The organism is Williamsia muralis (genome assembly GCF_002735905.1).
Classification (GTDB): Bacteria; Actinomycetota; Actinomycetes; order Mycobacteriales; family Mycobacteriaceae; genus Williamsia; species Williamsia muralis_A.
Genome location: NZ_PEBD01000010.1, coordinates 1,510,434 through 1,526,234, shown reverse-complemented (window position 1 = coordinate 1,526,234; position 15,801 = coordinate 1,510,434). Strand labels below are relative to the sequence as shown.

Below are 15,801 nucleotides of genomic sequence, written 5' to 3'. Positions count from 1 at the left end.
TATGTCAAGTAGTCACGTGCTGGGGGAAACGCTAGGCACCATCGGACTGCGGAGCCAGCAAGCGCTGCGGCGTGTCGCCAAGAACCGAAGAAATCGGGCTCGAAATCTACTTGAAGGTCGGATTCTGTGGGCTCGACACGTTGTACTCGGTGCCTTCCTGCCCCAGAACGTGCCGGAGTGTCTCCGCCTTTTCACCGTTGCGTTCGTCGTCGCCCCACACCACGGTGCGATTGTCCTTGAGCTGCAGCACGATGTTCACCGGCGAAGTGACCTCGATACGGGCGACCTGGTCGGCCACGTAGGCGGGGACCCCGGTCATCACACTGAGCGCCGCGCGGGTCGAAGGATCTCCGGAACCGGGATTCGACGTGACCAGTTCGGCCAGGCCCGGCGGTGGATCCTGTTGCGCGAACTCGAAGCCCAACTTGTCCATCAGGTATCGCTTGCCGTCTCGCTCGGTGAAGACCACCGGCTGGCGTTCGACCACGGAGACGGTGATGGTCGACGGATACTCGCGCTTGACCCGCACCGTGGCCACGCGCGGGATCATCGACACCCTTTGGGCCGCAGCTGCGGTGTCCACCTGCATCAGCGGCTCGCCCTTCGAAAGTGCTGCTGCGGCAACGATCTCCGGAGACTGCACAATCGAGTTACCCGTCACCTCTATGGTTCGAACCGACATCAGAGGAGAGAAGTAGGCCACTGCCGTCAGTGCGATCACCACGACGATGGCGCCCACTGTGAGCAGCAGTAGTCGCAGACCACTGACGCCCCGTGCGCGACGGGAGGCTCCGGCTCCTCGGCGAGGCTTCCGCTCGACCGAACCGGGTTCGTCGCGGTCGGCCGGCTCGTCGGGTTCGCGGTCGGTTCCACCGTCGACTGTCACGTCGGCCAGGTCCGTGAGATCGTCGGGCTCGGTCAGTTCGTCAGGGTGCGACTGGCCCTTCGGGTCCACCGGAACGCCGCCCGATCCCTTGGCATCTCGATGATCGCCGCGTCTGCCGCTGCCCCGGTGGGGCCGGCGCCGCTCGCTCATCGGCCACCTTTCGGCGTCCCGCCATCAGCTCTGTGATGCCCCCGATCACGCAGAGCCTCCACGATCTCGGCGGCCTGCATCGTCACATCGCCGGCGCCGATGGTCAGGATCACATCGTCGGGAGCAGCCATGTCGGCAACCTGACCGGGCAGCGCCGAGACATCGGGCTGAAAGGCAACGGGTTTGGTGATCTGGTCGGCGATGGTCAGACCCGAGACGCCCGGGATCGGTTCCTCCCGAGCACCGTAGACGTCGAGCACGATCACCTGGTCGGCCAGACTCAGCGCCTCGGCGAACTCACGGGCAAAGGTTTCGGTGCGCGAATACAGGTGCGGCTGGAATATCGCCACCACGCGGCCGCCGTCTGCGTCCACCATGTCCCGGGCCGCGGTGAGCACAGCGCGCACTTCGGTGGGGTGATGGGCGTAGTCGTCGAAGACGCGTATGCGTCCGACTCGGCCACGGAGCTGGAAACGACGGTGTACTCCGGCGAAACCCTCGACACCCTCGATGACGCCCGAGACCGGCGCCCCCAGGCACACACCCGCGATCATCGCGGCAATTGCATTGAGCGCCATGTGTTTGCCGGGAACGGTCAGGATGATGGACCGCTCCTGTACATCGCCGTCGACATCGGTGAACCGCACCTTCGCGATGCCACCGCTGGCCCGGCTCTGCCAATCGAGCAACTGGACGGTGAGTCCCACACCACCGGCCAGGTGCGCCTGGGTACCTTCGCCGTATCCGAGCACGGACACCCCACGCTCGGCCATCCGCGCAGCCACCCTGCCGGCCAGCGCAGCCGAGCCGGGATCGTCCAGGCACACGATCAAAGCGCCACCGGGGTTGATCCGGTCGGCGAAGTCATCGAACACCTGCACGTAGGCCTCGGTGGTCCCGAAGAAATCGAGGTGGTCGGACTCAACGTTGGTCACGACCGCGACGTCCGGGCTGTACTGGAGCAGCGAGCCGTCGCTCTCGTCGGCTTCGGCGACGAACACGTCGCCGGAGCCGTGATAAGCGTTGGTACCGGACTCGTTCAGCTCGCCTCCGACGGCGAACGACGGCTCGAAGCCGCAGTGCTGCAACGCGACCACGGCCATCGAAGTGGTGGACGTCTTTCCGTGGGTGCCCGCGATGAGCAGGTTGCGATGACCTTCCATGAGCGTCGCCAACACCGCCGGCCGCAGCAGCACCGGGATATCCAGTTCACGCGCGGCGACGAGTTCGGGATTCGTCTTCGGGATCGCCGCGAAGGTCGTGACGACCACGGTGGGCCCACCCTCGAGCAATTCGAGTGCCGAGCGGTCGTGACCGATCTGTATCTTGGCGCCGCGAGTCCGGAGATCGATGACGGCGCGTGAATCCTTGGCATCACTACCCGACACCTGTCCCCCGCGCGCCAGCAGGATGCGTGCCAACCCGGACATTCCGGCCCCACCGATACCGACCATGTGCACACGTGAGAGTTGCGGTGGCAGAGCTTGCTCGACATCGGTGGTCGAGGTCTCATTCATGTCGACCCCCCGGAGCGATGCGCCTGTGCGAGCTCGATGCCGGCCCTAGCCACGGCCTGGGCAGCACCCCGAGCTCCTGCGCCGGCCGCAGCCTTCGACATCGCGGCCAGCCGGCCGGGATCGGTCAGCAGGGGTGGAATGGTGCGGGCCACGTAGTCAGGCGTGAGATCGGCGTCGTCGACCAAGATCCCGCCACCGGCCGACACCAGCGGTGCTGCGTTCAACCGCTGCTCCCCATTGCCATGTGGCAGGGGCACGTAGACCGCGGGGAGTCCGGTGGCCGACACCTCGGCAACCGTCATCGCTCCCGATCGACAGATCGCCAGGTCTGCGGCGGCGTAGGCCAGATCCATCCGCGAGATGTACGGCAGCGCCACATAGGGACACTCGGCCTCGAACGGTTCGAGCGTGTTCTTCTTGCCGTAAGCGTGCAACACACCGATCTTGTTGTCCGCCAACACCTCAGCGGCGCCCCGCACCGCAGTGTTCAAACTCAGGGCGCCCTGCGATCCCCCGAACACCAACAGGGTCGGTGCATCGGGGTCGAGTCCGAAGAACTCACGGGCCTGCGCACGAAGACCTGCGCGGTCCAGGTCCGAGATGGATGCCCGTACCGGAATGCCGACGACTTCCGCATCCAGACCCGAGCCGGGCACGGCGGCGAGCACCCGCTGTGCCAGCCGAGCGCCGACCTTGTTGGCCACGCCTGCACGTGCATTGGCCTCGTGGATGACCACCGGCACCCGCCGCGAACGCGGGCGCATCCGGGCAGCGATATAGGCCGGTAGCGCCACGTATCCGCCGAATCCGATCACCACATCGGCGTTCACCTCGTCGAGAACTCGACGGGTGGCCGCCACCGAAGCGCGAAGCCGTAGCGGCAGCCTGGCCAGATCGGCGTTGGGCTTGCGGGGCAGCGGGACGGGCGGGATCAGTTCGAGCCGGTAGCCGCGCTCCGGGACCAGGGTGGTCTCCAGACCGCGAGCGGTGCCGAGCGCTGTGACCTCGATACCCGGATCGAGGTCGCGCACGGCATCGGCGACAGCCATCGCCGGCTCGATGTGTCCGGCGGTCCCACCGCCTGCGACCACGATCGACAACGGACGGGTCGACTCACTCACTTCGGGTACCGCCGCAGATGCGGGTCCGGTCACCGCCACCGTTCCGGATCCCGGTAACGCGGTGCCGGGGTGCTCCCACGGCGAGGATCTTGTTGCTGACGCTGTCGGGCATACGGGTCATTCTTGCGCAGGGGCCGAGCCCGTGTCTGCGGTGGGCTGGCGGCCGAGGCATCTGCAGGCTTGCGCAGGGGTCGGGCCCGTGTCTGCGGTGGGCTGGCGGCCGAGGCATCTGCAGGCTTGCGCAGGGGCCGAGCCCGTGTCTGCGGTGGGCTGGCGGTACCGCCATATCCCCAGTCCTGCTGCCTCGGGACCCCACGCCCGCGCCCGGCCCGCTGTGGTGGCGGGTAACTGCGTGGCGGCTGCGTACCACGGGTCCGACGCCGAGCGGGTTCGGCGACCGCGGCCCTACGGGCGCGGGCGGCCGGGCGTGAATCCTGCTTCCCCCTGCGACGATCGAGTCGTTCGCGGAGCACCTCGGCGCGCGTTTGCGAGTACGGGACCGGATTGGGCAGTCGCAACATCCGACCGAAACGACCATCTCCCCCGGCAGCCAACGCGGCAACCGCCTCGGGTTCGTGTCGTGCTGCGTTCGCGAGCAGGCCGAACATCACCAACGTGGTGAAAGTGGACGTGCCACCGGCCGACAACAGGGGCAGCTGGATACCTGTGACCGGCAGGAGACCGACAACGTAACCGATGTTGATCAAAGCCTGGGCAGTGACCAGCACGGTGATTGTTGCTGTCAGCAGCCGCAGGAACGGGTCCACCGAGCGTGAGGCGATGCGCAGACCCACGTACGCGAGAAGTCCGAACAGGAGCAGGACGACAACGCCGCCGATGAGTCCGAGCTCTTCACCGATGATCGCGAAGATGAAGTCGTTGTGGGCGTTCGGGAGGTAGTTCCATTTGGCGCGACTCTGGCCGAGTCCTTCACCGAAGACACCTCCGTTGGCGAGGGCGTAACCTGCCTGTCGCGCTTGATATCCCGCGCCCTGCGGGTCGTCGATGTGTCCGAGGAAGCTCTGCACGCGTTCACTTCGGTATCCGGCGGTCATCGCCAGGACACCGGCCGCGAGCACACCGGTGGCGGCAAATGACAAGAACACCTTCACCGGCAGGCCGGCAAACCACAGCAGCGCACCGACGATGACCGCGATGGTGATGGTGGTACTCAGGTTCGGCTCGAGGATGATGAGCACGCAGACCAAGAAGGAGACCGGAATCAGCGGGACCAGCAATTCGCGAAGCGATGCGTTGTCACGCCGACGCGACGCCAACAGGTGAGCGCCCCATACACACAGGGCGACTTTGGCGAGTTCCGACGGTTGGACCGACAAGCCACCGACGGTGAACCACCGCCGCGAACCCTGGACCAGACTGCCGATGCCCGGCACCAGAACGAGCATGAGCATGATCGTCGCGACGATCATGGCGGGCGCAGCCAACCTGCGCATCAACCTGATCGGCATCCGGACGGCGAGGTAGAACAGCACCACACCGAGCGCGGCGAACACCAGCTGCGTGGTGAACAGCCCATAGGACGATCCGGTCTTCGAGTACCCCTCGACCGAGGAAGCCGACAACACCATCACCAGACCGAACGAGGTCAACAGCACGGTCAGCGTGACAATGAGATGGAACGAGGCGAGCGGGCGGCTCAAGACTCCGGAGATCGCCGTGACGACGTTGCCGATGCCTTCGGCGAACGTGATGACCCTGCGTTCGGGACGACTGCGGGTAGTCGATGCACCGGCCGCCGGCTTGTCGTCGGCGACAGAATCCGTTCCGGCAGAATCTTTCTCACCGGTCGCTGAATCCGACTCCGTGCCGTCGGCATCGGCGGCCTCGTCGAACGTCGAGTCGTCGGCAGCCTGATCGTCGGGCGAAAGCCCGGTTGTTGTGGGTTCTTCGGGATCGAGTCCGCGCGGCATCAGGATGCCCCCAACACACGCGCACCCGGTAGGGCGCGAGCGCTGGCGGCAAACGCATCACCACGGACTCCGTAACCGGCGAACATGTCGAGTGAGGCCGCGGCGGGAGCCAGCAGGACCGCGTCCGGTGTGTCCGGGTCGGCAACGCACATCTCCCAGGCGGCGCGCACCGCCCTGGCCATGACGGCAGTGGGGTCAGCAGTGTTCACCGCCCCATCTTCCCCTGTTACTACTGTGACTGTTGGTACCAGAGGGGCGTGTCGTGTCATTGCGTCGGCAATGATGTCGCGATCGGCTCCGATGATCACCACCCCGGCGAGCCGATCGCGAACCGCGACGACGAGGTCGTCCACCGAAGCCCCCTTGAGGAGCCCTCCGGCCAGCCACACAACACGGCGATGTCCCCTGATGGACGCGAGCGCGGCGTGAGGATTGGTGGCCTTGGAATCGTCGATGAAGGTCGTGGAGTCGATGACCGCAATCGGCGTGCTGCGATGACCGCCGACGGTGAACGATTCGAGGCCCTCTTCCACTGCCTCTGGTCCGACACCGATAGCCCGGCACAGTGCTGCCGCTGCCAGCGCATTCAACTGTCCCGACGGGCCGGTCGGCCGGACCTTGTCCAAGGCGATCAACGCGACAACAGAGTTGTCGCCGCTCTCGTCCCAGTCCACCCGATCAACGAGTTGTCCGTTGGAGACCCCGAGCTCGCCAGGGTGCGGGGTGCCGAGCCGGAACCCCACGGTCCGAGCACCTTCGGCTGTTGCGGCAAGGATGCCGGCGACCGGGTCGTCGAGCCCCACAACGGCAATCGGCCCGGACAACGCGACCGACTTCGCCTTGATGTAAGCCGACATGGAACCGTGCCAGTCGAGGTGATCTTCGGCGATGTTGAGCACGGCACCTGCGGTCGGTTGCACCGATGGCGCCCAGTACAGCTGGAACGACGAGAGTTCGACCGCCAGGACGTCCGATCGCGGCTCGGCCACCAGGGCATCGAGCACCGGCAGACCGATGTTGCCGCACGCGCTCACCGACGCGCCCGCAGCGGTCATGATGGCCTCGACCATGCCTGTGGTGGTGGTCTTGCCGTTGGTCCCGGTCACCACGAGCCACTGCCGCGGCGGCCCGGTGATGCCGGACCGGTCGACGTGCCAGGCCAGTTCGACCTCACCCCACACGGGTAGACCGGCATCCGCCGCGGCGACCAGCATCGGATTGTCAGGACGAAAGCCCGGAGAGGTGACCACGAGATCGAAGTCATCAACCCACGCGTCCCGCGCGAGGATCTCGTCCACCGTGGATGCTGCGGCTCCGAGCTCCACGAGTGGACGTGTGGCCTTGCTGTTGTTGTCGCACACCGTCACCGATGTGCCCTGGCCGAGCAGGAACCGGACAGCGGAAGCGCCGGCAATGCCGGCGCCTGCCACCAGGACACGTTGTCCCCACGGCGTGCCGGTGCCGGAGACGGGCACGGTCATCCTCCGCTGGCCGCCAGGAACTCGCTGTAGAACAGCGACAATCCCAAGGCACAGGCGATGGCCGTGAGCAACCAGAACCGGATGATGACCGTTGTCTCCGCCCACCCCGACAGTTCGAAGTGGTGGTGGAACGGCGCCATTCGGAACACTCGTCTACCGGTGGTCCGGAACACTGCGATCTGGATGACAACCGAGATGATCTCGGCGACGAACAGTGCGCCCACCACAACCATCAGCAGTTCGGTGCTCGTGGTGATGGACAGCCCGGCCAGCATCCCTCCGAGCGCGAGCGATCCGGTGTCGCCCATGAATATCTTGGCCGGAGCGGCGTTCCACCACAGAAAGCCGAGGCACGCGCCGCCACCGGCGACCGCGATCAACGCCAGGTCCAGAGGGTCGCGGACCGTATAGCAGCCGGGTTCGGCCGTCTTGGGTCCACCCACGCAGGCATTTCGGTACTGCCAGAACGTGACCAGCACGTACGAGCCGAGGACCATCGCCATCGATCCTGCGGCCAGACCGTCGAGACCGTCGGTGAAGTTCACCGCGTTCGACCACGCCGACACCACCAGCCAGCAGAAGACGACAAACAACACCGAACTCATCGTGATGGCGTCGATGTCACGCACATACGACAGCTGGGTGCTGGCGGGCGTGTAGCCGGCCTCGTTGCGAAACTGCAGTGCCAGGATGCCGAAGAGCAGGGCCGCGATCAGCTGGCCGACCGATTTGGCCGTCTTGTTCAGGCCCAGGTTGCGTTGCTTACGGATCTTGATGAAGTCGTCGAGGAAACCGACGATGGCCAAAGTCGTCGCGAGCGACAGCACGAGGACACCAGAGGCCGTCGGTCCGCTCCCATCGGTCAGGAGACCGACGAGATGCGCGCCCCAGTAGCCCGCCCAGAGTGCCGCGACAATGGCGACGCCGCCCATCGAGGGCGTACCGCGTTTGGTCTGATGACTCTTGGGGCCCTCGACCCGGATCTCCTGGCCGAATCCCTGCCTCGAGAAGACCTTGATCAGCACCGGCGTCAGCAGAATCGCCACAGCCAGCGAGATCACGCCCGCAATCAGGATCTGCCTCACCTATAAGTCCTCACCTGTTCAAATGCCATCAGTTATTCGGACCCTTGTCGCATCAGGAGTTTGTCGGCCGGGACGTGCTCGTCCAACGCCTCGACCAGCCCCAACTCGCGTCCACCCATCACCAGCACCACGTCGTGCTCGCCGAGTTGAGCGTCCAGTATCTCCATCGCCTGCTCCGTTGCCGACACCAGGACCGCTTCAGAGCCCCACGATCCTTCCATGACCGCACCCTGGTGCAGGCCGTGCATGGCCCGGGATGTCCCCACACAGATGATCTGACCGATGTCCAGACGCACGGCCAGCCGTCCCAATTCGTCGTGGGCGACAACCCAGGACGTCATCGCGGATCGATCGTCGGGGTCGAACCCGGCGGGTTTGTCGAGTTCGCCCAGCACGGCCCAGCTGCGCCGACCGGGTGCTGCATGTACGGCATCGGCGAGCTGTCGCAACCCCGCCCGCACGCTTGCGGTGTCAAACGCACCCGATGTCATGACCCACCTCCCGGCGGTGAATCCGGCCGGATGACGAGGTCGTCGATGGCCTCGGCCAACACCTGCCGGTCATCGAACGGGTACTTGACGCCATCGATCTCCTGCCCCGCCTCATGGCCTTTGCCCGCGATCAGAACCACGTCGCCCGGTTCCGCCCAGGCCACCGCAGCGCGGATTGCCTCACGCCGGTCCCCTATCTCGCGCACCGGCGCGGCGCCGGCCGGCCGTTCGGCCTCTGCCACTTCGTGAGCCCCCGCCAGCACCTGCGCGCGGATGTCGTCGGGACGTTCGGTGCGTGGATTGTCGTCCGTGATGACAACGAGTTCGGCGCCACGAACCGCAGCTGCGCCCATCAACGGCCGTTTCCCGGTGTCCCGGTCACCGCCTGCCCCGACCACAACGGCCAGCCGCCCGTCGATCTGGCTCCGCAACGTGGCGATCACCGCCTCGAGCGCTGCGGGCTTGTGGGCGTAGTCCACCACGGCCAGAAAAGCCTGGCCGCGATCCACCTTCTCCACCCGCCCGGGCACCGCGACTCCGGCGATCGCGTCGATCACCGTCCGGACCGAGATGCCGATGTGGTCGCAGATCGCCAGCGCGGTCAACGCGTTGGCGACGTTGTAGCGCCCAGGCATCGGAACGGTCATCGAATAGGTGTCGCCGGACGGGCCGGTGACGGTGACGCTCTGGCTGCCGTCGGCGGCGACCTGCGAGTCGGACGCGTGCCAGTCGGCCGCGACACCGGTGGTCGACAGGGTGATCGCGTCAGGCCCGGCAACGCCGGCCATCTCCCTGCCCCACTCGTCGTCGACACACACCACCGACCGCAGGGCGCGTACCGGTGAATCAGGCTGGAAAAGCAGGGATTTCGCGTTGAAGTAGTCACGCATCGTCGGATGGAAGTCCAGATGATCCTGCGACAAGTTGGTGAACGCGCCTACGGCAAACGCACAGCCGTCGACCCGGCCGAGTGCCAGCGCGTGGCTGGACACCTCCATCACCACCGAGTCCACCCCCTGCTCCACCATCGCGGCGAGAAGGCCCTGCAGTTCCGGTGCTTCCGGGGTCGTCAGGGCGCTCGGCTGCCGAATGCCCGCGATTCTCGTCTCGACCGTTCCGATCAGCCCCACCGACTGCCCGGACGCCATCAACGCTGCTTCTGTCAGATAGCTGGTGGTGGTCTTGCCGGAGGTCCCGGTGATCCCGATGACGGTCAGACGCCGCGACGGCTGCCCGTAGATCCGGGAACTCAGATCGCCGAGAACCTGCCGCGGATCGGGGTGTACCAGCACAACACAGTCCAGCGGGCCGTCGAGACCCTGGATGATCGCGCTGCCCGCCGGATCGGTGAGCACAGCGGTGGCGCCGGCTGCCAGTGCATCTGCGGCGAACTGGGCGCCATGGAAACGGTTGCCGGGCAACGCCGCGAACAGATCTCCACGACGCACATCCTGGGCACGCAGGGTGACCCCGGTGACCGGCGTGCGTTCGTCGACCGAACCGATCAGATCCATCCGTGCGTGGCAGGCAGCCGACAGCACCGACACTTCGGTCGGGGCGACCACGGCAGGGCGCAACACCGAGTCATCGGAAGAAGACATTCGATCAACATACCGCCGGCGGGTCACTCGGCTCGCAGCACCAGCGGCGGCGTCGGCTGCGCCGACATCGGCACCTGCTCGCGCTGCAGCATCCAGGACGCAATGCTCTGGAAGAGCGGAGCAGCACTCTGACCGCCGGTGCCGTCACTGCTGCGGGTGGGCGCGTCGAGCATGATCCCGATCACGTACCGGGGGTTGTCGGCCGGGGCTATCCCGGCAAACGTGATGTTGTAGCTCGACTGCGAGTAGCAACCGCAATCGGGGTCGACCTGCTGGGCGGTACCCGTCTTCCCGCTGATCTGATAGCCCGGGACCTCGGCTTTGGCGCCCGTACCCATCTGAACGCCCATCGGGTCGTTCTGGATGGTCGCGCGGAACATGTCCCGCACCGTCCGAGCTGTCTGCGGGCTCACCACCTGCACACCCTCGGGCGCCGGCAGCTGGCCGTCCTGGCCTGTCCCCTCGATCGACTTGATGATGCGGGGCGGAACGCGCAGACCGTCGTTGGCGATCGCCTGGTACATCGCTGTCATCTGCAGCAAGGTCATCGTGAGGCCTTGTCCGATGGGCAGATTCGCGAAGGTGCCTCCCGACCACTGGGACCGTGCCGGCACCACGCCGGCACTTTCGGCGGGGAGCCCGACGTCTGATCGCTGACCGAGGCCGAAACGCTTGACCATGTCGGCGAATCGGTCCTCACCCACCTCATCGGCGAGCATGAGTGTTCCGACGTTCGACGACTTACCGAAGATTCCCGTGGTGGTGTAGGGCTCGACACCGTGCGACCAGGCGTCCTTCACCGTGACATCGGCCATGTCGATACTGCCCGGCACCTGATGCACCTCGGTCGGGTTGGTGATCCCGTATTCGATGGCAGCAGCCGCCGTGATGATCTTGTTCACCGACCCCGGTTCGAAGGGCGAGGTGATCGGCAGGTCACCCAGCTGCGCGTTGTCCTGCTCATCGAGCGGCTTGGCGGGGTTGAAGGTGCCGTCGTTCGCCATCGCGAGGACCTCGCCCGTCTTCGCGTCGAGCACCACCGCCGAGGCGTTCTTGGCCTTCGACAGTTTCTTGGCCTTCTCGACCTCGTTCTGGACGTACCACTGGATGTCGGAGTCGATGGTGAGTTCGACGGTGCCACCGTCGACCGAAGGATGCAGGTTCCTCGAGCTGCCGGGGATCACTGCGCCATCGGAGCCGCGGTCGTAGGTCCGCGATCCATCGGTGCCCGAGAGGATCGCATCCATGGACGACTCGAGCCCGATCAGTCCGTTGCCGTCGAAGTCGACGTCGCCGACGATGTTCGCCGCCAGTGACCCACCCGGGTAGAGGCGCACGTCCTGTCGCTCGGATCCCACCTCCGGGAATTCGTCGATGATCTTGCCTGCCGCCTCGGGGCTGATTGCCCGGGCGAGGTAAACGAAAGTTTCGTTGCTGCGCAACAACTCTTTGATCGAATCCTGGTCGTACTCACTACCCAGTTCCCCACTGATGCCCGCCGCGATCTGGTCGATGCGTTCGTCGACACCGGGCAGACTGGGGTTCTTCTTGTTCGTCTCTTCGATCTCTTTGCGGACCTTCACAGGCTGAAAGGTCAGGGCACGGGCGTCATCGGTGTACGCGATCGCCTTCCCGTTGCGGTCCTCGATCGCGCCACGCTTGGCCGGGAGCACCTCGGTGACCGCCCGCTGACTCGCCGCCTCTGCAGACAATCCCGAGGCATCCACGACCTGCAGCATCACCATCTTGATCGCGACCACCGCCACGATCAGGACGATCACCAGGCTGGCGAGTCGATGCCGCACCAGGAACTGGCGTCCGGCCCGAAGCGCCTGTTGATTCGAATGCTGGGAACCGCCGATCGGGAAGCCGGTCCGAGTTGCTGCCGACCGACCCGCCGCCACATTGTCGCCCTCGCGGGCACCAGTTCCACTCTTGCCTTGCCGACCCCGGGGCCGCCGGGCCGCCCCGGCGCGGTCTCGGCCGGTGGCCCGCTGACGGGCGCGCCGATCGTGATCGCGTGTGGGGCGCGTCATCGCGGGCACCCGGGGCCACGACGCCCGTCGGCGGTGGCGTTCGTCGCTCGGGAGCACGTCATGGTTGTCAATTCTCTGCTCCGCTAACGGGTTTGCCCCGAATTTGATCCCGGCGCGCCGCCGGTTGGGGGAAGAACATTGGTGAATCCGGGCGTGGTGGCCGGATTTGCCGGAGTCTGCGGCTGGGCCGGTATCGGGCCGCCGGTCGGCTCCTCCGGCGACGCACCGTTCACCGGGGCACCCTGCTCGACCGGAGCGCCCAGTTGAACCGGGGTGCCCTGTTGAACCGGGGTACCCTGCTGGCCCGGAGTCGGGGCAGGCGACTCAGGCGATCGGTCCGAAGTCGCCGGGGAGGTCGAACGCGGAGTGTCGTTGAGCGAGGGCGCTTTTGGACCGTCCGCAGGCGTTATGTCGCCGACAACCGTCGATCTGCCGTCGGTGCCGACGACCAGGCGCGGTACGTCTGTGACGGGGATCATCCCGAGACGCCCTGCCTTGTCGGACAATTCGGGCGCGGAATCGCCTGACTCGTAGGTCTTGACGAGGGCGTTGAGACGGTCCGACAGCTGCTCGTTCTGCTCCCTGGCCACACCGAGTTGATACGAGTCCTGAGCCGATTTCGTCGACAGCCACAAGGTGAGGGCCAAACCGGCCAACAGCAACCCCACCACCACCACCGCAAAGGGGATCCGCCGTGCGGCCTTGATCGGCGACGTGAAAAGGCGAGCGACGACATTCGAATCTCGTTCATTCGCAACGGTTTCACCCGACCCCCGCAGGGCATCGCGTCGGTCACGCGACCGCTCTGACGCATTCGGCTCGCGCACAAGGCGTTTGCGTCGACGCTCGAGGGCCCTCTGCGCGGCCGCCGATCGCTGCCGGGTATCGGGCTCGGCCGTACGACGGCTCCGGGCACCGGGCTGATCATCGACTACGGTCACGGATTCCTCCTGGCGATTCGTTCGACTGCACGTACACGCACCGAGGCCGAGCGCGGATTCTGTTCGATCTCGGTGTCCGAGGCACGCTCAGCTCCGCGGGTGATGAGCTCGAATTCGGGTGCGGTACCGGGCAAGTCGACGGGCAGCCCACGGGGCGACGTCGATGTGGTCCTGGCGACGAACTCGCGTTTGACGATCTTGTCCTCGAGTGACTGGTAAGACATGATGGCCAGCCGTCCCCCGACGGCCAAGTTGTCCAAGGCGGCCGGCAGAGCGTTGCGTAGCGACGTCAATTCACTGTTGACCTCGATCCGCAGTGCCTGGAATGTGCGTTTGGCGGGATGTCCACCGGTTCGACGCGTGGCTGCGGGGATGGCACGGTACAGCAATTCGACGAGCCGTCCGCTCGTCGTGAACGGCTCGGTCTCACGCTCGCGCACGATGGCCGAAGCGATCTTGCCTGCGAACCGTTCATCGCCGAATTCGGAGAGTATGCGCGCGATCTCCCCGTGTGAATACGTATTGAGCACGTCGGCGGCGGTGAGGTCGTCGGACGGGTTCATCCGCATGTCCAGGGGCGCGTCAACCGAGTAGGCAAACCCACGTTCGGGTTGATCGAGCTGCATGGAGGAGACACCGAGATCGAACAATCCCGCGTCGTACCATTCGACACCCGCCTGCCGGAGCGCTTCGGCCACGGCGTCGTAGCGCTCGTGAACGAAAGTGATGCGGTCACCGAACGCCGACAATCTGTCGCGGGCGAGTTCGAGAGCATTCTCGTCACGATCGATACCGATGATCGCGACACCGGGGAAGGTCTCGGCCACGAGTTCGGTGTGGCCGCCGGCCCCGAGGGTGCCGTCCAGATAGGTCGCGCCTGTGCCGTCATCGTGATGACGGGTGAGTGCGGGAGTGAGGAGTTCGACCATTCGCGTCGCCATCACCGGGACATGCCCGAATCGGCCCTCGACGTGATCCACGGTACTGCTGCCCTTCGTGCGGTGTGGGTACCGGAAGGACCGGCACCGCGGCGTCGATGGAATGCCGAACTCCGCGTAGAGCCGAAGCTCGAGTGGCGGGTGGATCCTGGTCCCTGCCCGATCGGCGAACCTGGCGCTGGGGAAGTGCGTCAGGGTCGGATCGGGCAGAGGCCTCGATGCACCCACGTGAGTTCTCTTCTGGTCCCGGCCTACAGAACCGTGTCCAGAGCGTCGAACCCAACGCTCGAATAGTTCTCCTCGTGCTCGTCCTGGTAATCGCGCCAGGTCTGCGCGTCCCAGATCTCCAAGTGGCTCATGTTGCCGATCACCACACACTCTTTGGCCAACCCCGCATATCTGCGGTGGTCGACCGACAGGGTTATCCGGCCCTGCCCGTCGGGGCGCTGCTCATCGGTCGCCGAACTGAGTTGCCGCTGGAAGGCCCGGGCAGCGGGATCGTTCTTCGAGGCGGCCAGAACTCGTTTGGCCAACTCGTAGAAGTCATCTCGCAGGTACACGGCGAGGCTGCGGTCTTGACCTTTTGTGATCATCACGCCTCCTGCCAGTACGTCTCGGAACTTCGCGGGCAACGTGAGCCGCCCCTTGTCATCGAGCTTGGGCGTGTAGGTGCCGAGAAACATAGCGTCAGCCATGTCGACACCTCCAGCCCGAGGTCAGTGGGGAAAGTCCGGTTCTCTCCCACCAACGATCACCACTGTACCCCACAACACTCCACTTTCCACCCCAAAGTCCGCGCCGAGCCCGACTGCTCACCCAAACGTGCAGGTGAAAACCAAATCGACGGTGGGGGGCGAAACCTCTCACGGCGTGTCAGAGCCCGTTGACCAGCTCGAAAGCGCGACACAGGCGCCCCTCCAGTCACAACTGCAGGAAAAGTCGGCCACGGTGGGAGAAAGTGGGGAATGGGGTGGAGAGTGGGCGTTCAGCCCTTTAAGACAAACAAAAACCGCGTATCGCTGATGCGATACGCGGTTTTGAGGTCTACCGAGGGGCTTGCGGCCTACTCCTCTTCGAACCGACGATTGAAACGCTCTTCCATCCGCTCGGAGAACTTCCTCCCCCGTTGCTCCCGTCCGGACGAGCCACCACGTGGCGACTGGGGTCCCGAAGCAGCATCACGAGTCGGAGTTGATCCGGCACGCGATCCCCACAGAGCCAGCAGTCCGGCACCGAACATCACGAGGAAGCCGATCAGACTGATGATGGGGAAGCCGCCGAGTCGAACCTCGACGACAACTCCGCCGATCAGCAGGAACAAGCCCACGAGGAACAACACAGAGGCCTGTAGACGACGCCGAGCAGTGGAACCGCCGAAGCGACGCGACCGTACGTTCGAAGCAAACTTCGGGTCTTCGGCGTACAGAGCGTTTTCGATCTGTTCGAGCATGCGCTGCTCGTGCTCTGAGAGTGGCACCCGCCCCTCCTTCAGCACATGGTTTCGGTAGGGCTCACGGGGAGGCAGATTCCGGTTGCCCGAGTCCACTGTGGTGGGCTCACCTGAAATGATACGAGGTGTTGGGATTCTCGACCACCATTCCCTGGCACGAGTTGGTGAAGAAG

At 65.5% G+C, this 15,801-nt stretch carries 13 protein-coding genes; all 13 read right to left on the bottom strand.

The genetic code is table 11. The features are described from left to right. Positions 1-106: 106 nt before the first annotated feature. The 13 genes from CSW57_RS20690 to CSW57_RS20630 all read right to left on the bottom strand — a co-directional run bounded on the left by CSW57_RS20690 (position 107) and on the right by CSW57_RS20630 (position 15,655). On the bottom strand, positions 107-1,036 hold the full coding sequence (locus CSW57_RS20690) for a cell division protein FtsQ/DivIB (protein ID WP_099384331.1): 930 nt from the start codon (positions 1,034-1,036) through the stop codon (positions 107-109). Beyond that, positions 1,033-2,553, bottom strand: a complete 1,521-nt coding sequence (murC, locus tag CSW57_RS20685) for a UDP-N-acetylmuramate--L-alanine ligase (protein WP_099384330.1) — start codon at positions 2,551-2,553, stop codon at positions 1,033-1,035. Before murC ends, CSW57_RS20690 begins: the two co-directional genes overlap by 4 nt. Beyond that, positions 2,550-3,674: an undecaprenyldiphospho-muramoylpentapeptide beta-N-acetylglucosaminyltransferase gene (gene murG, locus CSW57_RS20680; protein ID WP_099384671.1), complete on the bottom strand. Its 1,125-nt coding sequence runs from the start codon at positions 3,672-3,674 to the stop codon at positions 2,550-2,552. Before murG ends, murC begins: the two co-directional genes overlap by 4 nt. A gap of 29 nt (positions 3,675-3,703) precedes the next feature. After that, positions 3,704-5,605 (bottom strand): putative lipid II flippase FtsW, encoded by a 1,902-nt coding sequence (ftsW, locus tag CSW57_RS20675; RefSeq protein WP_099384329.1) that lies wholly within the window; start codon positions 5,603-5,605, stop codon positions 3,704-3,706. Continuing rightward, positions 5,605-7,086: a UDP-N-acetylmuramoyl-L-alanine--D-glutamate ligase gene (gene murD, locus CSW57_RS20670; RefSeq protein WP_099384328.1), complete on the bottom strand. Its 1,482-nt coding sequence runs from the start codon at positions 7,084-7,086 to the stop codon at positions 5,605-5,607. The genes ftsW and murD overlap by 1 nt, the downstream gene beginning before the upstream one ends. Then, the gene (gene mraY, locus CSW57_RS20665) at positions 7,083-8,171 is read right to left on the bottom strand and encodes a phospho-N-acetylmuramoyl-pentapeptide-transferase (protein WP_023961086.1); all 1,089 of its coding nucleotides are present in this window, start codon (positions 8,169-8,171) and stop codon (positions 7,083-7,085) included. The genes murD and mraY overlap by 4 nt, the downstream gene beginning before the upstream one ends. A 32-nt stretch (positions 8,172-8,203) precedes the next feature. Next, positions 8,204-8,662: a UDP-N-acetylmuramoyl-tripeptide--D-alanyl-D-alanine ligase gene (locus CSW57_RS20660; protein ID WP_099384327.1), complete on the bottom strand. Its 459-nt coding sequence runs from the start codon at positions 8,660-8,662 to the stop codon at positions 8,204-8,206. Beyond that, entirely contained in the window at positions 8,659-10,263 is a 1,605-nt protein-coding gene (locus CSW57_RS20655) for a UDP-N-acetylmuramoyl-L-alanyl-D-glutamate--2,6-diaminopimelate ligase (protein WP_099384326.1), read from the bottom strand. The genes CSW57_RS20660 and CSW57_RS20655 overlap by 4 nt, the downstream gene beginning before the upstream one ends. A gap of 23 nt (positions 10,264-10,286) precedes the next feature. Next, the gene (locus tag CSW57_RS20650; protein ID WP_099384325.1) at positions 10,287-12,299 is read right to left on the bottom strand and encodes a peptidoglycan D,D-transpeptidase FtsI family protein; all 2,013 of its coding nucleotides are present in this window, start codon (positions 12,297-12,299) and stop codon (positions 10,287-10,289) included. Positions 12,300-12,382: 83 nt separating this feature from the next. Next, positions 12,383-13,240 (bottom strand): hypothetical protein, encoded by an 858-nt coding sequence (locus CSW57_RS20645; protein ID WP_099384324.1) that lies wholly within the window; start codon positions 13,238-13,240, stop codon positions 12,383-12,385. Beyond that, the gene (gene rsmH, locus CSW57_RS20640) at positions 13,237-14,181 is read right to left on the bottom strand and encodes a 16S rRNA (cytosine(1402)-N(4))-methyltransferase RsmH (protein ID WP_370624012.1); all 945 of its coding nucleotides are present in this window, start codon (positions 14,179-14,181) and stop codon (positions 13,237-13,239) included. Before rsmH ends, CSW57_RS20645 begins: the two co-directional genes overlap by 4 nt. A gap of 248 nt (positions 14,182-14,429) precedes the next feature. Continuing rightward, the gene (gene mraZ, locus CSW57_RS20635) at positions 14,430-14,861 is read right to left on the bottom strand and encodes a division/cell wall cluster transcriptional repressor MraZ (protein ID WP_023953698.1); all 432 of its coding nucleotides are present in this window, start codon (positions 14,859-14,861) and stop codon (positions 14,430-14,432) included. A gap of 380 nt (positions 14,862-15,241) precedes the next feature. Beyond that, the gene (locus CSW57_RS20630) at positions 15,242-15,655 is read right to left on the bottom strand and encodes a DUF3040 domain-containing protein (RefSeq protein WP_099384669.1); all 414 of its coding nucleotides are present in this window, start codon (positions 15,653-15,655) and stop codon (positions 15,242-15,244) included. Positions 15,656-15,801 lie beyond the last annotated feature (146 nt).

Excerpts from the sequence above, each read along its gene's own strand:
- mraZ (WP_023953698.1), bottom strand. The coding sequence starts at position 14,861 with ATGTTTCTCGGCACCTACACGCCCAAGCTCGATGACAAGGGGCGGCTC.
- CSW57_RS20690 (WP_099384331.1), bottom strand. The coding sequence starts at position 1,036 with ATGAGCGAGCGGCGCCGGCCCCACCGGGGCAGCGGCAGACGCGGCGAT.
- CSW57_RS20655 (WP_099384326.1), bottom strand. The coding sequence starts at position 10,263 with ATGTCTTCTTCCGATGACTCGGTGTTGCGCCCTGCCGTGGTCGCCCCG.
- CSW57_RS20650 (WP_099384325.1), bottom strand. The coding sequence starts at position 12,299 with ATGACGCGCCCCACACGCGATCACGATCGGCGCGCCCGTCAGCGGGCC.
- rsmH (WP_370624012.1), bottom strand. The coding sequence starts at position 14,181 with ATGGCGACGCGAATGGTCGAACTCCTCACTCCCGCACTCACCCGTCAT.
- murC (WP_099384330.1), bottom strand. The coding sequence starts at position 2,553 with ATGAATGAGACCTCGACCACCGATGTCGAGCAAGCTCTGCCACCGCAA.
- ftsW (WP_099384329.1), bottom strand. The coding sequence starts at position 5,605 with ATGCCGCGCGGACTCGATCCCGAAGAACCCACAACAACCGGGCTTTCG.
- murD (WP_099384328.1), bottom strand. The coding sequence starts at position 7,086 with ATGACCGTGCCCGTCTCCGGCACCGGCACGCCGTGGGGACAACGTGTC.
- CSW57_RS20660 (WP_099384327.1), bottom strand. The coding sequence starts at position 8,662 with ATGACATCGGGTGCGTTTGACACCGCAAGCGTGCGGGCGGGGTTGCGA.